Consider the following 25,167-nt stretch of genomic DNA (forward strand, 5'->3'; position numbering starts at 1 on the left):
CCTTAAAATTACTTGTAGAAAAGGAATGCTATATTATGTGTGAAACATCTTCTATAAAGAAGACTTCCCATCGGTGGGAGTTTTACTGCCCGTTTAGGTGGGACAAAAGAAAAATTCGAGCTAAATAGCAATCAATTCTATTATAGCGCAAATTACAGTAGCAAGGGAAAATCATCTCGTTGTATGTATTCTTTTTTTTCATCCAAAAAATTGACCACAAATTGTTATACAATTTATAGTCAATTTATATTACGCTTTTGTTCTTAATGCATTGGAAAGAAGATCATTTGTAGTAGAAAAATAAATCCAAACACGTAAATAATCCAATGAACATCCTTTCCTTTACCCCTAACTAATTTCAGGATAGGATAAATAATAAATCCAACTGCTATTCCAGTTGCAATACTAGATGTAAAGGGCATCATTAGGATAACAGCAAATGCTGAAAAAGCTTCTTCAAATTCTTGCCAATTTATTTTTGCTAATCCACCCATCATAAAACTTCCAACGATAATCAATACAGGAGCTGTAATCGCCGGAACACCTGCAATTACTTTGATAATAGGAGTAAAGAAAATAGAAGAGATAAACAATATAGCAACAACTACAGAAGTAAGTCCAGTCCTTCCTCCAGCAGCAACACCAGAAGTAGATTCTACATAAGCTGTAGAAGGACTTGTTCCAAACATGGAACCAACCGTTGTTGCAGTGGCATCTGATAGCAATGCTTCTTTAGCATGCTTCATTTTTCCATTTTTCATATATCCTGCTTGTTCAGCTACACCTACCATCGTTCCAGTTGTATCAAACAGTGTAACTAATAAGAATGCAATAATTACAGTATAAAGACCATTCGCAAAGACACCGGCAATGTCTAAATCAAAGAATACAGGGGATGGCGGGGTTTCGATGACTCCCTCAAAGTGTAATTGCCCGGTAAAAAAGGCAATAATACCCGTAGCCACCATCCCAAAAAATAATGCGCCTTGGACTTTTAATGTATATAAAATTAAAGTAATGAATAATCCAACAATCGCTAAAATAACCATTGGATTTGTCAAATCTCCTAACCCAATCACATTTGCTTCATTTGCACTAATGATTCCCGCATTTTTTAATCCAACAAATGCAATAAATAAACCAATTCCAGACGTAATTCCGTATTTCAATGAATTAGGAATGGCGGAGATAATTGTCTCACGTAATTTAGTAAAAGTTAATATTAAAAAGAGTATTCCGGCTAAAAACACCGCTCCAAAAACAACTTGATAAGATAAACCTTGTGTTACCACAACACTAGTGAAGTATGCGTTTAATCCCATTCCCGGTGCTATCGCTATTGGATAATTGGCAAGTAATCCCATCATTAGTGTTCCAACAACTGCAGAGATAACAGTAGCCATAAATACTTGTTCAAACGGAACACCCGCAGCTGATAAAATAGATGGATTAACAATAATGATATACGCCATTGTTAAAAAAGTTGTAATTCCCGCAGTCACTTCTGTTCGGATATTTGTATTGTTTTGTTTTAGTTTAAAGAAATTTTCCATATCAAGCACCTATCTTTCCGAATAATAAAACCAACATTTTATATAATATTCGTTTTTAACATAAATTGCAATGGAAAAGCCCTTTTTAGTTTGCCAAAAAAGCAAGAAAAAAACCCTCGTATTAACCAATAAGTCAATACGAGGGTTTTCGTACATGATTAACCTTCCAACAATAATGTTTCAGGATCTTCTAGCATTTCTTTCACACGAACTAAGAAACTTACTGCTTCTTTTCCGTCTACAATTCGGTGATCATAAGAAAGAGCAAGATACATCATAGGACGAACTTCAATCGTGTCATCAGGCATTACCATCGCACGTTTTTGTATACTATGCATACCTAAAATCCCTACTTGTGGTGCATTTAAAATCGGTGTAGACATCATAGAGCCAAAGATTCCACCATTTGTAATAGAGAATGTACCACCTTGTAAATCACTTAATCCTAATTTATTATCTCGAGCTTTCTTACCAAGGTCAGCAATTTCCCTTTCAATTCCAGCAAATGATAATCGATCTGCATCACGAACAACTGGTACAACTAGGCCATCATTCGTAGAAACAGCAATACCGATATCGTAGAATTTTTTCACTACAAGTTCATTACCTTGAATTTCCGCATTTAATAATGGGAATTCTTTTAACGCTCCTACTACTGCTTTAGTAAAGAATGACATAAATCCAAGTTTTACACCGTGTTTTTCAACGAATTTATCTTTTCTTTCTTTTCTTAGATTCATAATTGCCGTCATATCTACTTCATTAAAAGTAGTTAACATTGCAGATTCTTGCTGTACAGAAACAAGATTCCTAGCGATTGTTTGGCGGCGTCTTGTCATTTTAATACGCTCTACTGGTTTATCAAATTCCTGTTTAGAAACTTGTGCTGGTGCATCTTTCTTCGCCACTGTTTCTTGTTTTGGAGCTGCACTAGCTTGTGCGGTTGCTTCAACGTCTTCTGGACGCACTCGACCTAGTGGATCACGTGCAGTCACCGCACTTAAATCAATATTTAATTCACGTGCACGTTTTCTAGCAGCAGGTGTAGCGATAACGTCTGCTTGATTACCTACTTCCGCTTGGACTTGTGGAGCAGCTTTTACCTCAGTAGCTGGTGCAGCCTTTGTTTCTTCTTTTTGAGGAGCTTCAGCTTTAGCCGGTGCGGCTCCTGCCGTTCCATTTTCGTCTAATTTAGCAATAACATCTCCAACTGCTACATCGTTACCTTCTTCTTGAAGAACCTCTGTAATTACCCCTGAAAAATCTGAGTTTACTTCAACGTTTACTTTATCAGTTTCAAGTTCTACAATAGGGTCTCCCTTTTCTATCTTATCCCCTACTTTTACAAGCCATTCTGCGATAGTACCTTCTGTAATTGATTCTGCGAGTTCTGGAATTTTAATTTCTTGCACTGGATTTTCCTCCTTCAGGGTTAATTGCTTGTTGTATAATTTGATTTTGTTCAAATTTATGCACGTTTGGAAGTCCTACAGCTGGTGCTGATCGATCCGGACGACCAATATAACGTATTTTTTGACCATCCTTTAATAACGGACGTACATAATCATCGACAAAGTCCCATGCTCCCATGTTTCTTGGTTCCTCTTGAACCCAAACAATTTCTTCTAGATTTGGAAGTTCATTAATAATCTCTTCTAATTCTTTCTGAGGGAATGGGTAAATTTGTTCAAGTCGAACGATACGTAACCAGTCGTAGTTTTCACTTGATCCATCCATTGTTTCTTCAATATCTACCATGATCTTACCGGTACCAATTAATAAACGTTTTGCATCTTTGCTTATTGCAAAGTTTGGCTGGTTTCTCAATGATTTAAATTTAACATCTGTAAATTCTGCTGCTTCAGATGCCATTCTTGGATTACGAATCATACTACTCTTAGGTGTCATAACAACTAACGGTCTCGCAACATCTTCCCCACCTAATTTAGCTTGTCGGCGTATTAAATGGAAGAATTGTGCAGATGATGTAGGATAAGCAATAATCCAGTTATTTTCTGCAGCCATTTGCAAAAATCTTTCTAGACGAGCACTAGAGTGTTCTGGTCCCTGACCTTCAAATCCATGCGGAAGTAACATTACTAGATTCGATTTATCTCCCCATTTTGCACGGGCAGAAGAAATAAATTGGTCAAACATTACTTGCGCCACATTGGCAAAGTCTCCAAATTGAGCTTCCCATATAACTAATGTCTCTGGAGAATGAATGCTATATCCATATTCGAATCCTAGTACAGCTACTTCAGAAAGTGGACTATTTCTAATTTCGAATGTTGCTTTAGCATCCTCAATTCCATGTAACGGACAATACTTTTCACCAGTTTCTACATCATAAAGCACCATATGACGATGGGCAAAGGTACCACGTTCGGTATCTTGACCAGTGATACGAATTGGAATTCCATCTTTTAGTATGGAAGCATATGCTAATGCTTCACCCGTTCCCCAATCCGCTTTATTTCCCTCTTCAAGGGCATCTTCACGACGTTTTAATATTCTTTCTGTTTTCTTAAATCCTTTAAAACCTTCAGGCCGTTTTAACAAATCTTTATTAAGTTTCCTCAATGATTCTAGTTCGACGCCAGTTTCAAATTTATTTAAACCGTTTCTTAAAACACTTGGCATTGGGGTCGGTTCTGAATCTACCGAGTCATTTTCAATCATACTATTATATATTTCGCGAAACTCTTGTTCTACTTTATCCGTAATCTGCTTTATGTCACCTTCATTAATATATCCGTTTTTTTCCAATGAGGCAGCATATACATACGTTACGGAAGGACGATTATCTATTTCTTTATAAAGTAAAGGTTGTGTCGTCCTTGGTTCATCCATTTCATTATGACCATAACGACGGTAACCTACTAAATCTATTAAAAAATCCTTTTTAAATTTTTTACGGTATTCATAGGCAATTTTAATTGCGGACATACAAGAAATAGGATCATCTGCATTGACGCGAATAATTGGAATCTCAAAACCTTTAGCCATATCGCTAGCATACCTAGTAGAACGGCCATCTTCTCGATCCGTTGTATAACCTAATAGGTTATTAGCTATAATATGAACAGTACCACCAGTATGATATCCAGGTAATCCGCTTAAGTTTAGTGTTTCCGCTACAACGCCTTCTCCGATAAATGCAGCATCTCCATGAATAAGTACACTAAATGCTTTATCAACATCACGTTTTGGATAGCCTGCTTTACTTCTATCATCTTGTGCAGCTCGAGCCAAACCTTCTACAATTGGATTTACAAACTCTAAGTGTGATGGATTATGAGCTAAAGTTACTCTTGTTGTGTGATCTCCATTTTTAACTATTCTTTGAGCGCCAAAGTGATACTTAACATCACCTGTCCATCCATAATTAATTTTCCTTGAGCTTTCATCAGAAGGTATTAATTCTTTATCTGATGAATGATGAAATTCAGAGAAAATCTTATCGATTGGTTTTCCAAGCACATGTGCAAGAACGGAAAGGCGTCCACGGTGTGCCATACCCATCATAATATCTTCTACATTATCTTGATTACCAAAATTAACTAGTTCATCTAACATTGGTACCATCATTTCTAGACCTTGGATTGAGAATCGTTTCTGCCCTACAAATGTTTTTTGTAGAAATAATTCGAAACCTTCTACATGAGCTAATCGCTCTAGTAATTGAATTCTCTCTTCCTTTGATAATTCTAATCTAGCATTGCCAGATTCGATTAAATCAAATAACCATTTTCTTTCCTCATCGTTGTTTACATGATCATACTCAAATGTAATGGTTCCTGTATAATATTTCTTCAATGTATTGTATACATCTAAACCATTTTCAACTCCAGCTGGGGATTGTTCCCATAGCCAATTAGCTGGCATATTTCTTAAATCTTCTTCTGTAATACCATATGTTTCCGGATCAATCTCATGGGACATTGGGTCTTTATGTTGATATACAGGGTATATATCAGCTTCTAAATGACCATAACGACGAATAGCCTCAACAAGTTTCAATGCTGAGGTTAGCTTTTTCACATCAAAATTCGAAGGAGCATTAGGAGTCGCTATGTTTGTTGAATTTTCTATATTTTGCTGATTTAGCTTCTCAGGTGAACCATATTTTTCAAATATTTCCCTGATTGATGGTTCGACAGCTTCAGGATCTTTTTTAAATAATTCATATTGTTGCTGTACATACCCAATATTTGGGCCATAAAATTGTTCCCAAAATCCTCTAGCAGATTCTTCCAATCCTACTACCACGATGAATACCCCCATAAATACTTTCTCCGTTTTTGTAAACGGTTTATAATTGATTGATACTGCCCTTCACCAATAATATACATTATTTTATGGATGGATACAATAAATCCACACGATATTTGTAAAGAAAATGAATTGTCGTAATTATTGTATATTATACGAAATATAACTAAATATTCAATTTATATTTCATGTTGATTTTTAGTTAACATTGAAACCGTTTTGATTTATACTATATTATAATAGCATCTATATAAAGGAGGAAATACATATGAAGTTAGCTTTAATTTTAGGGGTAGCTCTTACATTTCTAGTTTCTATTTTCCAATCAGGATATGAAGCAAAACCGGGAGTTCCTAAAGATAATCAATAATACGAAAACCGCCATGTATGAAAACATGACGGTTTTTCTTATGTCAAATGCGTAAAATTCTGTTGCCTTAATGCTTCGTAAATAATGATTGCCGCTGTATTGGATAAATTCAAGGAACGTACTTTATCATTCATATGAATTCTTAAGCAGCGATCCTCTTTACCGATAAGCAATTCTTTTGGTATTCCATTTGTTTCCCTACCAAAAACGAAAAATATATCTATATTTTGGTCACTAAAATCATAATCCGTATAATGCTTCGTACCAAAGTTCTCAATATAATAAAATTCACCTTCAGGATATTTATCATAAAGCTCATCAAGTGAATCATATTCACGAATATCTACATTTTGCCAGTAATCAAGACCCGCACGACGAACCATTTTATCATCCGTAGAGAAGCCAAGTGGACGAATCAAATGAAGGGTAGTATCTGTTGCTAAGCATGTTCTTCCAATGTTCCCTGTATTAGCCGGAATTTCTGGTTGATATAATACAACATGTAAACTCACTTTTCTATTCTCCTATCCATTTAAGTACAACATCTATTATAACATTTCTACTCCCCAATACGGAAAAATTTATATTGTATATTCGGCGTATATGCCGTTGAATCTTCATAAGACCAATATCGATGCCTGCTATTATCCGTATGTGCATTTACTAAAGGCATTCCATATGCATCCTTACTTACAACGATTGTATTATGGTCCCATCTGTCATTTCCTTGAAAATCATAGCAAATAATATCACCTAATAAAAGGTCTTCAGGATTTTCTACTTCTCTTCCTTTTAAACCTTCTCTGGAACCACTCAAATACCAACGTAATGAATGTGCAACTGCCCAACTATAACTCCAATTATCTCCACTATACCACCAGCCTCTTTCACGAAAAGGTGCCCCTCGCATTGGTGCCCCACCAGCTCTAAGGCACTGAGAAACAAAATTGGTACAATCCACATCAAACACTCGGTATTCTGGATTATAACTATTCCACCAACGTTCTGCATATTGTACCGCAGCATGTCGATCATAAGAAAATCGCTCACCATTTCGTTCAGTTGTCTTATCTACACTTAAGGTGGGAATATCTTCAGAAACGGTATTGGTAACTATCTGTTTATGATCTACTATTTCGTTATCTATTAGTCTGAATTGATACGGAACAACCAGTTCTTCCAGATGAAAATTCTTTCCCTGTTTTATTAAGAAAGAGACATGAAATAAGTACTTATAAAGGGTTTTATTGTCATACTTCAACTTTTGAAAAACTTCTCCATTACCCTTCGTCTGTACAATTTTGGCATCTCTTTTTTCCCATAAAGCTTTTTTTCGTGCCCACCAATGATTGTTATTTCGTTCATTTTGAAAAAAGTCTAACCACCAATGTTTTACCTTTTCCATAAAAATCCCCTCCACTTTTAGTTTATGAAGGGATGGCTTGGTTAAAGTATAAATAGGCGGGATAAAATTAAAAACTTACTATAATATTTTCGTGTTTTAATAAAAACTCCTTCTTATCTAACCCCCCATTATAACCGACCATTTTTCCGTTTGTTCCGATAACACGGTGGCATGGAACTATAATAGAAAAGGGATTTTTATTAACAGCTCCGCCAACTGCACGAACAGCCTTGGGATTTCCGATCGCTATCGCTATGTCTTTATATGACCTTGTTTCACCAAACGGAATGATGTCATATAAGGAACGCCATACCATTCTTTGGAAAGGTGTACCATGAAACTCTAAATCGATTGAAAAAGTGGATTGTTTTCTATCAAAATAATTCTTTAACTCCGATTTAGCTTGTAAAAAAACCTTTGCATCTGGATAATGAATTAATTCTGTGCATGATAAATAACGTGTCATCCACTTATGATAGTATTCGGATAATTCATTCATTGAACCAAAATCCATTCGAATAAGTTTATCATCGTGTCCAAGTAAGGTCATCGGTCCAACAGGAGTATCGATTTCATCAAAATAAAGCTTCATAGTACCATAACCACCTTATCTACTTAAATAGCTGTTTCTGCAAATTCCAATCCTTTTTCCATTTCGTATTTTACTCGATCATCTTTCTCGACTTTTATAGCTTCTTTGATAGCTAAAAAAGCTTCTTCTGTTCCAATTTTACCTAGTGACCATGCGGCTGTTCCGCGAATGACTGGTCTTGGGTCGTTTTTCATCACTTCAATAATCTCTGTTACAGCAGTTTTGTCTTTATAATGGGCCAGTGCAATTAATGCGTTTCTTTGAAGTGGTTTCTTCCCCCGCCATGAACCTGAAATAGAACCAAATTTTTCCTTAAATTCACGATTTGAAATTCGCAACATAGGGATTAATTTCGGCTTGGATATTTCAGGATCCGGTTCGAACTCAGGATGTGTGTGAAAATCGATCCCTTTGTTTTTTGGACATACTTGCTGACATGTATCACAACCATATAAACGATTTCCGAGTTTTATACGAAATTCATCCTCTAAATAATCCTTTGTTTGCGTTAAAAATGCAATACACCTATTCGCATTAAGTTGTCCACCTTCCCCTACTAACGCTCCAGTTGGGCAAGCATCCAAACATTTTCTACAATCTCCACAACTATCTTCTACCGGATTATCTGGTATAAACGGAATGTTCGTTATCATTTCCCCTAAATAAACAAAGGAACCAAATTCAGGAGTAATGATGGATGTATTTTTACCACTAAACCCAATGCCAGCACGTTCCGCAACTGCACGATCAGATAACTCTCCAGTATCTACCATTATCTTTGTTATGGCTTCGGGTACCTTTTCATAAATAAAATCAGCTAATTTGTTTAAACGATCCCGTAAGACTTCGTGGTAATCAATTCCCCATGAAGCCCTAGCAAAAAGACCACGCCTTTCTTCCTTGGTACTTTTCGGTGCATTTTTCATTCGAGACGGATAAGCTAAAGCAATAGAAATAATCGATTGTGCTTCTGGAAGTAATCGTACCGGTTCTGTACGTTCTTCAATAGTTCCTTTTTCAAATCCAGATTGGTAATTTAATTCTTGTTGACGTCTTAAACGTTCCTTTAATTCGGTAAAAACATCCGCTGTAGCAAATCCAATTTTATCTATGCCTATCTTCATCGCATATTCTCTTATTTCCTGTTGTAGTTCTTCGGTGCGCATTTATTGAACCTCCCTTCTTCGATTTATTTTTATATAGTTCCAGAATACTACGGAAATTTTGCCTTTTTCAAGTTATGTATCTAGGTAAGATTATGGAGGTGTTTTCTTCGTAGGATATTTTTACATGTTAAAAAGTGGAAAAAAGGTCTAGGAAAGTGAAAAACGCAATACTTCGTAGCCCTTTTTACTACGAAACACTGCGTTACAACCTTATGTATGGAGCGGGTGATGGGAATCGAACCCACGACATCAGCTTGGAAGGCTGAGGTTATACCATTTAACTACACCCGCATATAATTAAATTATTAAACTAAACTCAATCACGACCAACATGCCTCTCCATCTACAAGCATATTCAGGGAAGTGAATACTTCGAGGCAACTCGTAGCGGATTCGGTGGATGTATCGCTCGTGGCTGAGGTTATACTATTTAACTACACCCGCATTTTTTGTTTATCGAACTAACAAAATATATTATAACAATCTAGCATACTGAATTCAAGAGGTAATTCTACATTTTTTTACAAAGTTTTTAAAAAACCTTAACTTTTTTGTAAAACTAGATATAATTGGTGACAAAATGTTACATGGATATGACAAGATTTGTTATCGACCCGCTTTGGAAGAAGTGATAAACTAGATTTACTTGGGAGGGGAAAGTATAAAATGGCTATATATCCTATTATTTTGACTCAGACTAAATTCATGCATCACGATCATTTAAAGTATCCATTTGAAGAAAGAGGCTTACAGTTTGGGGATGGAATTTATGAAGTGATTCGCATTTATCAAGGTGAGTATTATTTATTTGAAGAACATGTAGATCGTTTATATCGTTCTGCGGAAGCAATTAAACTAACATTACCTTTTTCAAAAGAAGAATTAAAAGATTTATTACTAGAATTAATAAATAGAAATAAAATGAAAAAGGACGGAAAGTTATACCTTCAAGCAACACGCGGTTCAGCTCCAAGGGATCATATTTTTCCAAAAGACGTTCTTCCAAATATTTATGGATACATCCAAGAATTACCTCGTAACGTAAATAATTTAAACAATGGAGTAAAAGCTATAACAGAGCGAGATACAAGATGGGAAAATTGCTATATTAAAAGCTTAAATCTTTTACCTAATGTTCTTGCGAAACAAGAAGCTAGTGAGAATGGCTGTTATGAAGCGATTCTACATAAAGATGGGAAAGTAACGGAATGTAGTAGTTCAAATGTGTATTTAGTGAAGAACGGAAAAATATTCACTCACCCAGCTACAAATAACATTCTTCATGGTTGTGTTAGAATGGCTGTTGAAAGATTTGCTAATGATCTAAACATCGAATTCATTGAAGATGCCTTTTCTATTGAAGAAATTGCTAATGCAGATGAATTATTTTTATCAAGTAGTACGTCAGAAGTTTTACCAATCATCCAAGTTGACAAAACGATTATTTCTGATGGAAAACCTGGTAAAGTAACAAGAATGCTTCAGGCAGCTTATGAACAAGATGCTAAACTAGCTAAACAAAGATTAGAATATTAATATCTATAAGGGAAATCGGGAGTGATGGACACTCCCGATTTCATTTAATTTAATTTACTTTTTCTGATTTCTAAGTATTCCTGTAGAGATAAGGTTTTATCTTGATGTTCATTAATATGGCATTCTACCATTGCGTCTAGCGTTTCTAAACTTGTGAAATATGGGATTTGGTATCTAACTGCCAATTCCCTTAGATAGAATCCGATTTTTTCCTTTTCTCTTCCTTGGTTCGGAATGTTTAACACAAGATCTGGCATATTCGTTTTCCAATAATTAAAGATTTCATCCTTATTATTAGAAAGTGGAAATGCATAGATTCCTTTTGTTTCTAAAAATTTTGCGGTACCTTCCGTTGCTACAAGTTGAGATCCTGCTTCTACAAACTTTTGAATAAGAGGTAAACTTTCCTCTTTTAATCGATTGGATATGGAAACAAATAACTGATTTACATTTCGAATATCACCCATTTGAGAAGCCACTTTTTGTAGTGCCTGATTATCGGAATAGCCTAAGCCAATAATTTCCCCAGTGGATTTCATTTCAGGCCCTAAGACATGGTCGACACCCTTTAGTTTACTTGCTGAGAATATGGGCGATTTGACCGTATAATAGGTTGGTTCGGGAAGTAAATCTAATTGATTTGTGATCTCCCTTAATGAATGACCTAATTGTGTTCTTACTGCCCACTCAACCATTGGAACACCTGTTACCTTGCTCATAATCGGGATTGTTCTAGATGATCTCGGATTGACCTCTAATACGTAGATAACATCCTTATGAATAACAAACTGAATGTTCATCATTCCAATAACTGGAACGATCTGACTTATCTTTTTAGCCATATCTATCAGTTGTTGTTTTACTTCTTCTGTTAAAGAAATTGGCGGAAATACCCCGATGCTGTCTCCAGAGTGAACCCCAGCACGTTCAATATGCTCAAAAATTCCCGGAACAACAATATCTGTCCCATCACTAATAACATCAATTTCGCATTCGACACCAGGCAAATATTGGTCAATAAGTAATGGCCAACAACGACCATTTGTATCCTTTTGAATACGCGATACATAGCTATATAATTCTTTTTCATTATTACAAATGAACATCGATTGTCCACCTATTACATAGGAAGGACGAATAAGAACTGGAAATCCTAAATCGTATATTGATTCTGACACTTCATCCAAAGAGTGAACGATATGTCCAGAAATGTGTGGGATACTCAGTTGATTTAGAAGCTCATAAAATTGTTCTCTATCTTCCATTTGGTCAATATGTTCTGGTAGTGTACCAAATATATGGATGCCCTCTTCTTTTAAATCATTAGCCAAATTAATGGCTGTTTGACCACCAAACTGAATAAGAACCCCTTCTACTTGTTCTTTCTCAATAACTTGAAGTACATCTTCTAATGCTAATGGTTCAACATATAATCGATCTGCTATGGAATAATCCGTACTTACTGTTTCGGGGTTATTATTAATAACAATTGCTTCATATCCCATTTCTTTCACAGCCCAAGCTGCATGAACGGAACAATAATCAAATTCTACCCCTTGTCCAATGCGTATCGGCCCAGATCCTAAAACAAGCACCTTCCTTTTATCATTGACTACTTCTACTTCGTCTTTTCCTTGCCATGTAGAATAATAGTACGGCGTTACTGCATCAAATTCGCCTGCACAAGTATCTACTAATTTATATGCTGGTTGTAAAGAAACCTCTTTATAATAGTCTCTTAGGTTTTTCGCAGATGTTCCTACAAGTTCGGCAATCCGGAGATCACTAATATGAAAACGTTTCGCTTCGATTAGCATTTCTTTCGGAACATTTGGCCACTCGTATTCGCTCAATTTCGTTTCAAACCGTACCATTCGTTCTATTTTTCGTAAAAACCAAAAATTGATATGTGTCCTATTCATGATTTGCTCTATGCACATTTCGCGCCCGAAAGCCTCCACGATAGCAAACAGTCGCAAATCATTTGGTTTAGTGAGTAACTCTAAAATTTCATCGTTTGTTTTTTCATTCATTCCAGGCCACTTCAAACTATACATATTCATTTCAAGCGATCGAATAGCCTTATTTAATGCACCTTCAAAAGTCCGATCTATGGACATGACTTCCCCAGTAGCTTTCATTTGTGTCCCCAATGTACGATCCGCTTCTGTAAATTTGTCAAACGGAAAACGTGGAATTTTTAAAACGACATAGTCGATTACTGGTTCAAACGATGCATAGGTATTACCTGTAATCGGATTAATAATTTCATCTAAATGCTGACCAATCGCACATTTAGTTGCAATTCTAGCAATTGGATATCCAGTCGCTTTTGATGCCAGTGCGGATGAACGACTAACACGTGGATTAACTTCGATAATACAGTATTCTTTAGATTCTGGATGAAGAGCAAATTGAATATTACATCCTCCAACTACACCTAATGCACGTATTACTTTTAAAGAGGAAGTACGGAGCATTTGGTATTCTACATCTGTCAGAGTTTGCGAAGGAGCAACAACTATGGAATCCCCAGTATGTACACCTACCGGGTCAACGTTTTCCATATTACAAATAATCACGCATGTATCATTGGAATCCCGCATTACTTCATATTCAATTTCTTTCCAACCTTTAATACTCTTTTCAACTAATACTTGGTTAATCGGACTTAAGCTTAGGCCATTTTTGAGAAGTGCCGTAAACTCTTCTTCATTATAGGCAAAACCTCCCCCTTCTCCGCCAAGCGTGTAAGCTGGTCTGAGGATAACTGGGTAACCAATTTGTTTGATGAATTCCAAACCTTCATCTAACGTTTCCACGATTTGGGATTCAGCAATTGGTTCACCAATATCAATCATTAATTGACGGAATTTTTCTCTATCTTCCCCTTTTTGAATGGAGTCAACAGAAGTTCCCAATAATGTTACATTGTATTTGTCTAAAATACCTTCTTCATACAACTTGACCGTTAAATTTAAACCCGTTTGTCCTCCTAGCGTTCCAATTAAACCATCTGGTCTTTCTTTGGCAATAATTTTTTCTAAAGAATCAATGGTCAAAGGTTCCATATATACTTGGTCAGCAATCGACTCATCTGTCATAATCGTTGCTGGATTATTATTAACAAGTACCACTTCTATACCTTCTTCTTTTAAAGCAAGACATGCTTGGGTACCAGCATAGTCGAATTCCGCGGCTTGCCCGATAACAATCGGACCCGAACCTATGACTAATACTTTATTTAATGATTTATGCTTCGACATACTCTTTCCCTCCTGAAGAAATCACCTGCTGCATGAAATCAGCGAAAATATATTCTGTATCACTTGGCCCAGGATGTGCTTCAGGGTGGAATTGAACAGATTGAATGGGTAAGTGTATATGTTTTATTCCTTCAACAGACTTATCATTAACATTTCTAAACCATACTTGAAATTCATTTGAATCTATACTGTTATCAATGACAGCATATCCATGGTTTTGTGACGTTATATAGACTTTTTTAGTTTCCATCTGTTTTACTGGGTAATTTCCTCGATGCCCAAATGATAACCTTTCTGTTTTTGCACCATAGGCTAAAGCAATCAGTTGGTGACCTAGGGAAATTCCAAGAGTAGGATAATGTTGGGTTAATTTCTTAATGGTTGAAAGTACCCCATTTAATTCTTCAGGATTCCCTGGTCCACTACTAATTAAGATCCCATCAGGATGTAAAGCGTTTATTTGTTCGAAAGGAGTGTTGTATGGAACAATCGTTACCTTACATTTTTCTTTCAACAGTACTTGAAGTAATGATTTTTTATAACCGAAATCAAGAATGACTACATGATGGTCTCCATCCCCATAAACTTCTGGCGCTTTAACGGAAACTTTACTAACTAATTCTATGGAATCCTTGCTTTTCCAATTACTATTCGTATACCCTTCTTGCTTCGTAATGGCTCCTTTTACAGTCTTATATTTTTTAATAGTTGCAACTAAAGAACGTGTATCAATATTTACTAATCCAGGTATATTAGATTTTTTTAATTGCTCAGAAATCGTTGTAGTAGATTGATAATGGCTAGGCTCATCACAAACATCATTTATAATAACAGCTGAAACGGCAATATCATTACTTTGATCATCATGTATATTGATACCATAGCTACCTACAGTTGGGTAAGTAAATGTTAATATTTGACCTTGATAAGATGGATCTGTTAACATTTCTTGATATCCGGTCATGCTCGTATTAAATATAACCTCCCCTTCCGCTTCTATGTCTGCTCCTAACCATTCTCCTACGAATGATTCGCCCGTCTCTAACACAAGGTATCCTTTAGTCATGATGTCATTCCTCCGTTTCTATTTCATGAAAAACATTCACAAATTGGTTTAACTCTTCCTTAGTAGTTGTTAATGGAGGTAAAACTCTTAATACATTTGCACCTGCTGACAGTACTAAAATCCCTTTTTCTCGGAATCGATCAATCCATGGACCAACCGGCTCTGTAAGTTCGATTCCAACTAAAAAACCAAGCCCTTTTATTCCAATCACTTTATTAGAAGATTGCCGTAATTTCTCCAATTGTTTCCGGAACCAGTCACTTTTCTCTTTTACCTCTGCAAGAAATCCATCACTTAATATGCTTTCGATTGTTGCAATTCCAGCACTTGTCGCAAGTGGGTTACCACCAAAAGTACTTCCATGTGTTCCAGGGCTAAACGAAGCTGCAACAGATTCACTCGCAAGCATTGCACCGATAGGAATACCTGATCCTAGTCCTTTTGCTAAAGTTATTACGTCTGGTTTCACACCAAATTGTTCATAGGCAAATAATGTTCCCGTTCTTCCCATTCCAGTTTGTACTTCATCAACCATTAGGAGAATGTCGTTTTCTTTACAGATTTTTTCCAACTGTGTAAGCCATTCTTTATCAACTGGATTTACTCCACCTTCTCCTTGAATAACTTCTAGAAGAACTGCGGTTGTTTTCCCATCGCTAATTTCACTTAAAGACTCAAAATCGTTTAAAGCTAAATAACGAAATCCTACAGCAAGCGGCGTAAAACCTTGATGAATCTTTTCTTGCCCGGTAGCTGCCATCGTTGCTCCAGTACGTCCATGAAAGGATTGTTTAAACGTTACAATATCCGTACGTTCTGGATTACCTTGATCTTTCGCATATTTCTTAGCAATCTTAATTGCTGCTTCGTTCGCTTCCGCACCACTATTGCAAAAGAACACTTTTTCAAACACACTATTTTGAGTTAAAAGTTCGGCCAACTCTTCCTGATTCGGAATCTCATAAAGATTCGAACAATGCCATAGTAGATCAAGTTGTTCTTTTACTCTAGATTGTACTTGATCTGGAACATGCCCTAAATTACATGTTGCAATACCAGAAGTATAATCTAAATATTCATTTTCCTTATCATCCCAAACTTTACTCCCTTTTCCTTTTACAAGTTTTACTGGGAATCGATTGTATGTATTCATGATTGCTATATTTTTAACTGCTAGATTATTAGACATGTTGGACCTCTCCCATTACAATTTTTGTTCCAATGTTTTTCCCTTTCATATAATCTTTCAAGTCACTCGGAGATACCCCATTTATAATAACGGATTCATCTACCCCAGCCGATAATGCATCCATAGCGGAGTTTACTTTAGGAATCATTCCACCATAAATAACTCCGGAAGATATCATGGAATTAATCTCTCGTTTGGTTAGTTTAGAATGGACCACTTGTTTCCCATCAATCGTCTCCATAACCCCTGGAATATCGCTCACGAATATCAATTTGCCCCCTACGCTACTCGCAACAGCTGCAGCTGCCATATCCCCATTAATATTGTAGCGAATCCCTTCCTTGCCAATTCCAATTGGTGAGATAACTGGTATACCACCTTGCTCCATGATTAACTTAAGCCAATAATCATTAATTTTTTTCACCTTACCTACGAAACCTAATTTCCCCGAAGGATCAATAGGCTCTGCTTGTAAAAGAGAACCGTCGACACCACTAAGGCCAAAAGCTATCCCTTCCGCTTTTATCAACTTATTAACAATTCGTTTATTGATAGAACCGCTCATCACCATCTCAGCAATTTTTAGAACATCTTCAGTTGTTATACGTAATCCATCCACAAAAGAGCTTTCGACTTCCGCTTGCTTAAGTGCTTGATTAATTTCAGGTCCCCCACCATGAACGATAATCGGGTCACATATTTTCTTTTCTTTTAATTCAACAAGGCTTTTATAAAAGTCTTCAGGAAGTTTTTCTAAAACACTACCACCCATTTTTAACACAACAATACCCATTTTGTTCACCTCACGTACGATAAGAAGCATTAATTCTTACATAGTTATAGGTTAAATCACAGCCCCACGCTGTTGCTCCAAATTCTCCGTTTTGCAAATCGATATTAATCTTAACTACTTCATTTTGAAGATACTCACTTGCTTCTTTTTCCATAAATGAAACAACTGCCCCATCTTTCACTACATCGATATCCCCAATTGACACACCAATTTTGTTTGGCAAAATTGGTTGTTCACTATAGCCAACTGCGCAAATAATACGGCCCCAGTTTGGATCTGAACCATATACAGCTGTTTTTACAAGATTAGAAGAAATAACTGCTTTCGCCACCTGTTTCGCCACTATTTCGGTTGGTGCACCAAAAGTGTTAACCTCAATAAGTTTAGTTGCCCCTTCTCCATCCTTAGCTACTTTCTTCGCTAGTTCTTGACTAACAAATTGTAATGCTTCCACAAACTCTGCCCATTGTGGATGTTGTTCATTTAACATTTCATTTTCTTGCGTTCCATTAGCTAACACAAGGACCATATCGTTTGTACTTGAATCGCCATCTACCGTTATCATATTAAAGGAATAGTCGATTGTTTGGCGTAATGCGTTTTGCAGACTTACAGCGTCAACTACGGCATCTGTCGTCAAAAATCCTAGCATGGTAGCCATATTGGGATGAATCATTCCAGATCCCTTAGCCGCCCCACCAATTGTGATCATTTTTCCATCAATTTCGATTTCCGCTGCTACATGCTTTGTTTTTGTATCTGTTGTTAAAATTGCTTGCTCAAAGTTCTCTGCAGCTACATGATTTTCTTCTCCCATAGCGGCAATTCCTATACGAATCTTATCCATTGGCAATGTTTCACCAATAATACCAGTAGAAGCAACCGCAACTTGATCGACCTCAACCGTCATTTTTTCAGCTGCTAATCTTTGCATTTCTAAAGCATCTTGATACCCTTGTTCACCAGTAAAAGAATTCGCATTCCCAGAATTAACAATAATGGTTTGAATTTTATGGACCTTTTCTAAACTTTTCTTCGTGACCTGCAATGGCGCAGCTTGAAAAGCATTTAAGGTAAATACACCAGCCGCAACAGCCGGAACTTCTGAATGAATCCAACCAAAGTCTAGTTTTTTTCTACGAATTCCACAGTGTACCCCTCCTGCTATAAACCCTTTTGGACTTGTCACATGTCCATTTTCTAAGATATTCATTTTCTTTGGTTGTGTTGTGATCAACTTATTTCATCCTTTCCTTATGAGGTTGTTCCAAAAAGTCCGGTGAAATTGACACTTTTCATCCTCCTTTTTGAACACATATTTTTATGGAAAAATAGGGATATGATATAGTCCGTGCTTCTCATCCCAACCATTCATTAAATTTGCATTCTGAATTGCTTGCCCAGCTGCCCCTTTAACTAAATTGTCGATTGCGGATCCAATAATGAGTTGATTGGTTCGTTCATCAACATGTAAGCCAATATCACAGAAATTGCTTCCGTACACTTCTTTTGTTGAAGGAAATCCTCCTTCTTCTCTAATTCTTACAAAAGGATGCGTTTCATAGTAGGATTGGTATAAATCCATCACGTCTTGAGTGGATACTTGCTTATCTAACTTTCCATACATGGTACATAGTAATCCTCTTGTCATCGGGATTAAATGTGTTGTAAAGGTCGTAGCTATGTCTTCATTCGCAACTTGCGATAAATATAAATCGATTTCAGGAATGTGCTGATGTTTTCCAATTTTATAAGGGGTAACATTTTCATTCGTTTCAGAGTAATGCGTCATCTGAGATTGTTTTCTTCCCGCTCCAGATACTCCAGTTTTACCATCAATAACGATGGATTGATTATTCAATATCCCATGTTCTACTGCAGGTATTAAACCAAGCAATGCAGAAGTGGGAAAGCATCCAGGGTTAGAAATAACCTTTGCCTTTATAATCTCCTCTTTATAAATCTCGGACAATCCGTAAACCGCTTCATCTAATGTTTCCTGTGGTGCCGCTTCTCTACCATACCAGGTTAGATACGCTTCACGAGAATGTAGGCGTAAGTCCCCGGATAAATCAATGCATTGTACATTTGATTCTTGGAATTGTGGTACTAAATCTTTTGCAACCCCAGCAGGTGTAGCAAGAAAGACAATATCTATTTCATCTTTTAATCTATTAATATTTAATTCTTCCATTGGATCATCATAAAATTCTGTTAAATGCGGATAAACAGATGTAATTTGCTCTCCATATTGTGAATGTGAAATGATCTGTTTAATCTTCATATAACGATGGGACTGAAGTAATCGAATTAATTCAACCGCGCCATAACCCGTTCCACCAATGATTGCTACATTTTTCACCGAATGACTCCCTTTCATATTTTTCGAATTATTCATTATTATAGATTTTTCTATCCATTTATGCAAGTATATTTATGAAAAAAAATTAATATTTATGCATAAATATTTCTGAAAACCTCCATTTAATTGTATAAAAGATGTATAAAGAAGACTTCCATCAATGGGATTTTCCTTTATCCACCACCGATGGTTAAAGGATAAAAAATGGTTCTCCAGAAAACTGAAGAACCATTTTTTAATATACATATTTGTCTAAAAACCTAGTTAATGTATCTAAATATTTATCTCGTTCCAAGATAATGGATTCACCGTGATTAGCTCCATCCACAATCATAAGCTCTGCTTCACTTTTCGTGTTTTTCAACAATTCCTTAGTCATGGAGGTTGGAACAAATGTGTCACTTCCCCCATGTATATAAAGGATTGGTACCTCCGCTTTTTTTACTTGTTCCAGTGCGGAAGCCTCCTTAATGTTATATCCGGCTTTTATATTGGTGATGAGTCCAGTTGTTGGTAATATCGGAAATTCAGGTAATTTAAACATTCTATCCAATTGATATGCAAATAAATCATTTACACTTGTATATGGACTATCTGCTACAATTGCTTTAACATTATCCGGAAGCTCTTCTCCACTAGCCATTAATACTGTTGCGGCGCCCATGGAAAGACCATGTAACACAATCTCTGTATCATCCCCAAGTTCATCAACTACACGATTGACCCAGTCGATTAAGTCAAGACGATCATGCCAACCAAAGCCAATATAGTCGCCACCACTTTCTCCATGTCCTCGCATGTCTGCAGTAAACATATTGTAACCTAATTCCTCTACATAATGCTGACCAAACAAGCCCATATCACTAGCTCGTCCTAAATAGCCATGAGCAAAGACTACTGTTTTATTCGTTGGCTCTTTGGCAGGTAAAAAATATCCCTGAAGTGCAATTCCATCATAAGATTTCATTTTCCACTCTTTAAAGTTTTGAGCTTTTACCCAATCACGCCAATCCCCTTGTGTAAACTCTTCCATCGCTTGGGCGGAAACCTGCAAATCCTGATTACCATTTAAGAAATCTTTAACATTTCTTTCTATTGCTAAATCATATAAGTAATATCCGATCATGAAATTGATAATAATTGCTATAATAAATAACCCTACGACGATTCTTAAGATTATTTTTTTCATTTATTCGCTCCTCTACGCTAACTATTATTCTATTATACTCGAATAGTTAGTCATAGCGGAAGACGATATAAATGGTAGTTTATTACATCTTTACGTGGAGCTTATCCCCCATCACTTTCTTTGTCCCCCAGAAGTTTGAGGTGGGATAAATTTTAAAATAATACTCCAAGACTCCACTTTTTCATCAAATGTTTTGGTAAATCGACCTGGAATAGGGCTAGTGGAAGGCAATTTCTTAACATGGACATCCGGAAATTGAGTGAAATCAAAGTGCTTTTTGAATGTGTCAAAAGCTTTCGTCCCATTACATCCAATAAAACGAATAGTGGGATATCTCTCTAAAAGCCCAGCTATATCATTAGCCTCTGCATCTTTAATGGAAGAATCTAAACTTCCTTCCCGATAACAAGCTGCAATTGCATCCCATAATGCTATTCCATGTTTTTTCACAAAATCGATTCGGTCATCATAATTATCTATTTTATTTTCTTGAAATAAAGCAAAAAGAATTGGCCAAAAATGATTCCTAGGATTGCCATAATATTGCTGTTCTTCTAGTGATTTCACACTAGGCATGGAACCAAGGATTAAAACTCTTGGTTCATCTGGAAGTACTGGTGGAAAAGAAACTATTTTTTTATCCAATTCAATCACTCACTATCCGTATTTGCTTTTTAAAATTATTGGCTACTTTGTTTATGTTCTTCTTCCAAGGTCTCGTCCGCCTTCTTTCTTCTTTTCGGTAGTTTTTCCCGTATTAATGAAAAGAAACGCTTAAGCGGTGGTATCCCTTTCTTTATCCAATGCTCTTCCATCTTTTGAAACATCGGTTTCAGTTTCTCATTAATAAATGGAACGTGATATAACCTTGTGAGCAATTCGGTTATAACAAATATAAGCCAGCCGATTATATATACGTACCCAATCATTAATGTAATGGCTAGCCCATTTAAATCAAACACTTTCTCCAACATAAATTCATATCCATTACCCGTTTTTCTCTGTGCAGTATACACAAATGAAACTAATGGTATTAAAAGAGATAATATCATAGCAATTGCTGCCAACGCACTAAATCTCTGTTTGACCCAGTATACAATGCTTGCTACTAGGGTTATAGAAAAAATAATCATATAGATGACCAAAAATATTTGTGGCAAACTTTCCAATGACCTCACTCCTTATAAAGGATAAATGATAAATAATACGTGTTTGTTCATTTATATGAAATGAGGGTGTTCTTTTATGTTTTGTTTTCTTAGTGGATTATTCCATTTAAAAATTGAGATAATCGATGTTCAAATTCTTCCGTCGCCACTTCATATGCTTTTGTATGACCCGCACCAGGAACTATCCATAATTCCTTTTCTCCTCCCGCGGCTTCATAAAGCTCATGTGCCATTTCTGTTGGTACTAATTCATCCTCATCCCCATGAATGATAAATAGTGGTAGCTTATTATTTTTCACTTGATCTAAAGCAGATGCCTCCTCAAAGGTGAATCCAGATCTAACTTTAGTCATCATACTAGTAAAGTCCAAAAGCGGACGTGCTGGTAAATCATATAAATGCTTTAATTGATGGGCAAGCTCTTCTTTTACCGTTGTATATCCACTATCTGCAATAATACCTCTCACTTGTGGAGGCAATTCCTCACCACTTACCATTAATACAGTAGCCGCCCCCATGGAATTACCATGAAGGACTATGTCTTCTATATCATATTTTTCAATTAATACATCAACCCATCCAAGATAATCAATTCGATCATGCCATCCATAACCAACATAATCTCCTTCACTATTTCCATGCCCTCTTGCATCCGGAATTAGAATATCAAATCCCAGATCATAATAGAATTTAGCATAATCTCCCATTTTGTCACTATCCGATCTATAACCATGGGCAAGAATGACTGCTTTATTATTTTGTTTTTCATTCTTTAAATACCTAGCATATAATGTTAATCCATCAAAAGAAGTTTGGCTAACAGCTTCCAAATTTTGTTCTTTAAACCAATTCCTCGCGTCATCTAATGTAGAAGGTTCTTCCTCCTTTTTTACGACCTCAACAGTTTGTTCCTTTTTACCATCATACAACTCCACTTCCACTCCACGCTTTACAGCTTCCCCATAAAAATAATTAACAACGAAAAACAAAGATGCACTCAGGACAATAAAAAGGATTGCTAATACTTTAATAATCTTTCTTTTCAATTGTCTGCCCCCGATCCGTTTTCTTTTAAATTACCATAAAAACTTCTACTAAGCATTCGTCTAATTTCTAGGGTAACGGAATAAACTAGTAAAATCACCATGATAAAAGTCTATCACGGACATAAGAAACGGAATACTACCGTGGAAAGTCCGTGACAAAGGGGATCACGGACAAAGTTCCTGTTCTTCTTGCTTCAATCGTCCATGAGTGCTCTTCTCACGGACAAAGTTCCTGTTCTTCTTGCTTCAATTGTCCGTGAGCTCCTGTCACGGACAAAAGAAATAAAAACGCTCCTGGAATGTCCGTGACAAGGTTCATAGACAAAAAGAGTGACCCTAAAGAACCTTTATTAGAAAACTTATGCTGGAAACAAAAAAGGTATCCCTCTATTAGAGATACCTTTATAAAAACGAACTATGCTTCTTTTTCCTGCAACGATACCATTACTCGTTAAAATTTGTAAGCTTGCCGGTAAAACAGAGAATAATTCTGGAACAACAGTAACTCCAAGACCCATTCCCACTGGACACGCGATAATCATAGCACCTGTCGATAAATAAAAGCATGACCCTCTCTCTCCGAGATGTCATGCTGTGTCGTAATTCAACAAATCCTCATTATTCAACCACTACTTCTCCAACCATGCCCTCCTTCTCATGGTATCGGCATATCAATTCATACGTGCCGGTCTTTTCGGGCTTTATCGAGATTTTTTTCTCTTCTCCCGGTTGAAGCTCCACATCAATGGCTAGTCTTTTTACAGTAAAGGTATGTTCTTTCATTCCTTTATTCTGAAGCAGTAGAATTGTCGTTTCTTCATTTGGAAGCGTAATTACGTCCGGATTAAAGAAATCATCGTTCAATTCGACCACGACTTCATTATTTGCATTCTGAGCTTGAGTTTCTGCAACTCCATGTAGCGAGCCAAAACTAGAAAGAACCATGATCACCGCAAATACACAAACTAACCTTATTAACGGATTTTTAATAGACATTGGATAATACCTCCTTTCTGCCTGTTAGTTTCTTCAATTTACAGGAAAATATCAAAGAATATTAGAAGTGATATATTCGTCTATATCAGGTATGACTAATTCTAGATTTCATGATTTCACTTTTATTAAACGTTTCCTAAATAACTTTAAAAGGAGAAAGCCATTCTTACGGCTTTCTCCTTTTATGCTTCTACTAAATTATCATTCCTTAGTTCCCGCTTCTCAAATCGACTTTTCACAAGATAAGCCGCACCAATCATTCCTGCATCATTGTCCAATTGTGCGAGCTTCACTTCACAACATTCACTTACCCTAGGAAGGGCATACTTTTTGAATGCTGCTGTTATTTTAGCGAGCAGCGGCTCCCCTGCTTTAGAGAGTCCGCCACCAATTATAATCTGACTAGGATTGATCGTAACTGCCATATTTGCCATCGCCTTACCTAACATATCTGCCATCCGTTCAATAATCCTTTGACTCGCTTCATCTCCGGACGTTGCACAATCAAAAACATCTTTCGCTTCTAACATACCACGTTGGTTATAACGGGCAGCGAGTACACCGTGAGGAGCTTCTTTTATATGATCCATGGCCATGTGCACAATTCCCGTTGCCGAAGCTATTGTTTCCAAACATCCCATTCTTCCGCAATTACAGCGGTATTCGTTTGGCGCAACTAAAATGTGTCCAATTTCACCGGCAGTGCCATTCGTTCCGTTCGAAATCTCTCCATTTGCGATAATTCCGCCACCAACTCCAGTGCCAAGCGTAATAAATATAAGGTTTTCAGCAGAGTTGCCGCTCCCTTTCCAGTTCTCCGCTAATGCTGCTAAATTAGCATCATTTTCTATAAATACAGGTAAACTTGATAATCGGTGAAGTTCTTCTTTCAGATTGAAGTTTTTCCAACCAATATTTACAGCCTCTTCCACGATACCAGTTACTGGATGTATAAAGCCTGGAGCGCCCACACCTATTCCTATTATTTTATTTTCTATTTTGTATTTTGATAAGGTATCCGCTATCGATGCCCAAATATCTTTTACAATTGTCTTTCCTGCATTATCTTTGTTCGTTGGTATTTTCCACTTAACTAAAAATTCTCCCTTATGATTGATTAAGCCGATTTTTACAGTAGTGCCTCCAATATCTATGCCTATCATCAACTCATCCATTTAGACGTACTCCTTATCA

At 36.5% G+C, this 25,167-nt stretch carries 20 protein-coding genes, 1 tRNA gene and 1 pseudogene; 1 reads left to right on the plus strand and 21 read right to left on the minus strand.

Annotated features, from left to right (window positions below; all coding sequences use genetic code 11):
- Positions 1 to 263 precede the first annotated feature (263 nt).
- The 8 genes from KM885_RS06350 to KM885_RS06385 form a co-directional block, all read right to left on the minus strand.
- Entirely contained in the window at positions 264 to 1,553 is a 1,290-nt protein-coding gene (locus KM885_RS06350; RefSeq protein ID WP_060667499.1) for an NCS2 family permease, read from the minus strand.
- Positions 1,554 to 1,711: 158 nt separating this feature from the next.
- Positions 1,712 to 2,965 (minus strand): 2-oxoglutarate dehydrogenase complex dihydrolipoyllysine-residue succinyltransferase, encoded by a 1,254-nt coding sequence (gene odhB, locus KM885_RS06355; RefSeq protein ID WP_060667500.1) that lies wholly within the window; start codon positions 2,963 to 2,965, stop codon positions 1,712 to 1,714.
- A complete protein-coding gene (locus KM885_RS06360; RefSeq protein WP_047185251.1) occupies positions 2,952 to 5,840 on the minus strand; it encodes a 2-oxoglutarate dehydrogenase E1 component in 2,889 nt (962 codons plus the stop codon). The genes odhB and KM885_RS06360 overlap by 14 nt, the downstream gene beginning before the upstream one ends.
- Positions 5,841 to 6,236: 396 nt before the next feature.
- Complete coding sequence (trmL, locus tag KM885_RS06365) at positions 6,237 to 6,710, minus strand: tRNA (uridine(34)/cytosine(34)/5-carboxymethylaminomethyluridine(34)-2'-O)-methyltransferase TrmL (protein ID WP_047185250.1); 474 nt, start codon at positions 6,708 to 6,710, stop codon at positions 6,237 to 6,239.
- A gap of 47 nt (positions 6,711 to 6,757) precedes the next feature.
- A complete protein-coding gene (locus KM885_RS06370; RefSeq protein ID WP_047185249.1) occupies positions 6,758 to 7,603 on the minus strand; it encodes an amidase domain-containing protein in 846 nt (281 codons plus the stop codon).
- Positions 7,604 to 7,670: 67 nt separating this feature from the next.
- Entirely contained in the window at positions 7,671 to 8,195 is a 525-nt protein-coding gene (locus KM885_RS06375; protein ID WP_047185248.1) for a methylated-DNA--[protein]-cysteine S-methyltransferase, read from the minus strand.
- 23 nt (positions 8,196 to 8,218) lie between these two features.
- Positions 8,219 to 9,361 (minus strand): tRNA epoxyqueuosine(34) reductase QueG, encoded by a 1,143-nt coding sequence (gene queG, locus KM885_RS06380; RefSeq protein ID WP_216883695.1) that lies wholly within the window; start codon positions 9,359 to 9,361, stop codon positions 8,219 to 8,221.
- A 217-nt stretch (positions 9,362 to 9,578) separates the two neighbouring features.
- A tRNA-Gly gene (locus KM885_RS06385) sits at positions 9,579 to 9,652 on the minus strand.
- 375 nt (positions 9,653 to 10,027) lie between these two features.
- Here KM885_RS06385 and dat point away from each other — a divergent pair.
- A complete protein-coding gene (gene dat / locus KM885_RS06390) occupies positions 10,028 to 10,897 on the plus strand; it encodes a D-amino-acid transaminase (protein ID WP_047185246.1) in 870 nt (289 codons plus the stop codon).
- Positions 10,898 to 10,941: 44 nt separating this feature from the next.
- Here dat and carB read toward each other — a convergent pair whose 3' ends face one another.
- From carB to KM885_RS06455, 13 genes and pseudogenes are all read right to left on the minus strand, one after another.
- Entirely contained in the window at positions 10,942 to 14,163 is a 3,222-nt protein-coding gene (carB, locus tag KM885_RS06395) for a carbamoyl-phosphate synthase (glutamine-hydrolyzing) large subunit (RefSeq protein WP_204798404.1), read from the minus strand.
- The gene (locus KM885_RS06400) at positions 14,150 to 15,229 is read right to left on the minus strand and encodes a carbamoyl phosphate synthase small subunit (RefSeq protein ID WP_047185244.1); all 1,080 of its coding nucleotides are present in this window, start codon (positions 15,227 to 15,229) and stop codon (positions 14,150 to 14,152) included. Before KM885_RS06400 ends, carB begins: the two co-directional genes overlap by 14 nt.
- Positions 15,230 to 15,233: 4 nt before the next feature.
- Complete coding sequence (locus KM885_RS06405; protein WP_047185243.1) at positions 15,234 to 16,418, minus strand: acetylornithine transaminase; 1,185 nt, start codon at positions 16,416 to 16,418, stop codon at positions 15,234 to 15,236.
- Positions 16,411 to 17,211: an acetylglutamate kinase gene (gene argB / locus KM885_RS06410; protein ID WP_060667505.1), complete on the minus strand. Its 801-nt coding sequence runs from the start codon at positions 17,209 to 17,211 to the stop codon at positions 16,411 to 16,413. Before argB ends, KM885_RS06405 begins: the two co-directional genes overlap by 8 nt.
- 10 nt (positions 17,212 to 17,221) lie before the next feature.
- Positions 17,222 to 18,448, minus strand: a complete 1,227-nt coding sequence (gene argJ / locus KM885_RS06415; protein ID WP_204798405.1) for a bifunctional ornithine acetyltransferase/N-acetylglutamate synthase — start codon at positions 18,446 to 18,448, stop codon at positions 17,222 to 17,224.
- 84 nt (positions 18,449 to 18,532) lie between these two features.
- Complete coding sequence (gene argC / locus KM885_RS06420; RefSeq protein WP_204798406.1) at positions 18,533 to 19,573, minus strand: N-acetyl-gamma-glutamyl-phosphate reductase; 1,041 nt, start codon at positions 19,571 to 19,573, stop codon at positions 18,533 to 18,535.
- Between the two features lie 235 nt (positions 19,574 to 19,808).
- A complete protein-coding gene (locus KM885_RS06425; protein ID WP_216883696.1) occupies positions 19,809 to 20,762 on the minus strand; it encodes an alpha/beta hydrolase in 954 nt (317 codons plus the stop codon).
- A gap of 111 nt (positions 20,763 to 20,873) precedes the next feature.
- Positions 20,874 to 21,416, minus strand: a complete 543-nt coding sequence (locus KM885_RS06430) for a DNA-deoxyinosine glycosylase (RefSeq protein ID WP_338113669.1) — start codon at positions 21,414 to 21,416, stop codon at positions 20,874 to 20,876.
- 26 nt (positions 21,417 to 21,442) lie between these two features.
- Positions 21,443 to 21,931: a hypothetical protein gene (locus KM885_RS06435; RefSeq protein ID WP_047185237.1), complete on the minus strand. Its 489-nt coding sequence runs from the start codon at positions 21,929 to 21,931 to the stop codon at positions 21,443 to 21,445.
- A gap of 89 nt (positions 21,932 to 22,020) precedes the next feature.
- Complete coding sequence (locus tag KM885_RS06440; RefSeq protein ID WP_047185236.1) at positions 22,021 to 22,977, minus strand: alpha/beta hydrolase; 957 nt, start codon at positions 22,975 to 22,977, stop codon at positions 22,021 to 22,023.
- A 359-nt stretch (positions 22,978 to 23,336) separates the two neighbouring features.
- Positions 23,337 to 23,522, minus strand: a pseudogene (locus KM885_RS06445) (purine permease); the annotation flags it as partial.
- Positions 23,523 to 23,595: 73 nt separating this feature from the next.
- Positions 23,596 to 23,973, minus strand: coding sequence for a cupredoxin domain-containing protein (locus KM885_RS06450; RefSeq protein WP_204798408.1), 378 nt, complete (start codon positions 23,971 to 23,973; stop codon positions 23,596 to 23,598).
- Between the two features lie 182 nt (positions 23,974 to 24,155).
- Positions 24,156 to 25,148, minus strand: a complete 993-nt coding sequence (locus KM885_RS06455) for an ROK family glucokinase (RefSeq protein ID WP_047185233.1) — start codon at positions 25,146 to 25,148, stop codon at positions 24,156 to 24,158.
- Positions 25,149 to 25,167: the final 19 nt, after the last annotated feature.

This window comes from Oceanobacillus caeni (genome assembly GCF_019037185.1).
Lineage (GTDB): Bacteria > Bacillota > Bacilli > Bacillales > Amphibacillaceae > Oceanobacillus > Oceanobacillus caeni.

Excerpts from the sequence above, each read along its gene's own strand:
- KM885_RS06350 (WP_060667499.1), bottom strand. The coding sequence starts at position 1,553 with ATGGAAAATTTCTTTAAACTAAAACAAAACAATACAAATATCCGAACA.
- KM885_RS06360 (WP_047185251.1), bottom strand. The coding sequence starts at position 5,840 with ATGGGGGTATTCATCGTGGTAGTAGGATTGGAAGAATCTGCTAGAGGA.
- KM885_RS06370 (WP_047185249.1), bottom strand. The coding sequence starts at position 7,603 with ATGGAAAAGGTAAAACATTGGTGGTTAGACTTTTTTCAAAATGAACGA.
- KM885_RS06375 (WP_047185248.1), bottom strand. The coding sequence starts at position 8,195 with ATGAAGCTTTATTTTGATGAAATCGATACTCCTGTTGGACCGATGACC.
- queG (WP_216883695.1), bottom strand. The coding sequence starts at position 9,361 with ATGCGCACCGAAGAACTACAACAGGAAATAAGAGAATATGCGATGAAG.
- dat (WP_047185246.1), top strand. The coding sequence starts at position 10,028 with ATGGCTATATATCCTATTATTTTGACTCAGACTAAATTCATGCATCAC.
- carB (WP_204798404.1), bottom strand. The coding sequence starts at position 14,163 with ATGTCGAAGCATAAATCATTAAATAAAGTATTAGTCATAGGTTCGGGT.
- KM885_RS06400 (WP_047185244.1), bottom strand. The coding sequence starts at position 15,229 with ATGACTAAAGGATACCTTGTGTTAGAGACGGGCGAATCATTCGTAGGA.
- KM885_RS06405 (WP_047185243.1), bottom strand. The coding sequence starts at position 16,418 with ATGTCTAATAATCTAGCAGTTAAAAATATAGCAATCATGAATACATAC.
- argB (WP_060667505.1), bottom strand. The coding sequence starts at position 17,211 with ATGGGTATTGTTGTGTTAAAAATGGGTGGTAGTGTTTTAGAAAAACTT.
- KM885_RS06425 (WP_216883696.1), bottom strand. The coding sequence starts at position 20,762 with ATGAAAAAAATAATCTTAAGAATCGTCGTAGGGTTATTTATTATAGCA.
- KM885_RS06450 (WP_204798408.1), bottom strand. The coding sequence starts at position 23,973 with ATGTCTATTAAAAATCCGTTAATAAGGTTAGTTTGTGTATTTGCGGTG.
- KM885_RS06455 (WP_047185233.1), bottom strand. The coding sequence starts at position 25,148 with ATGGATGAGTTGATGATAGGCATAGATATTGGAGGCACTACTGTAAAA.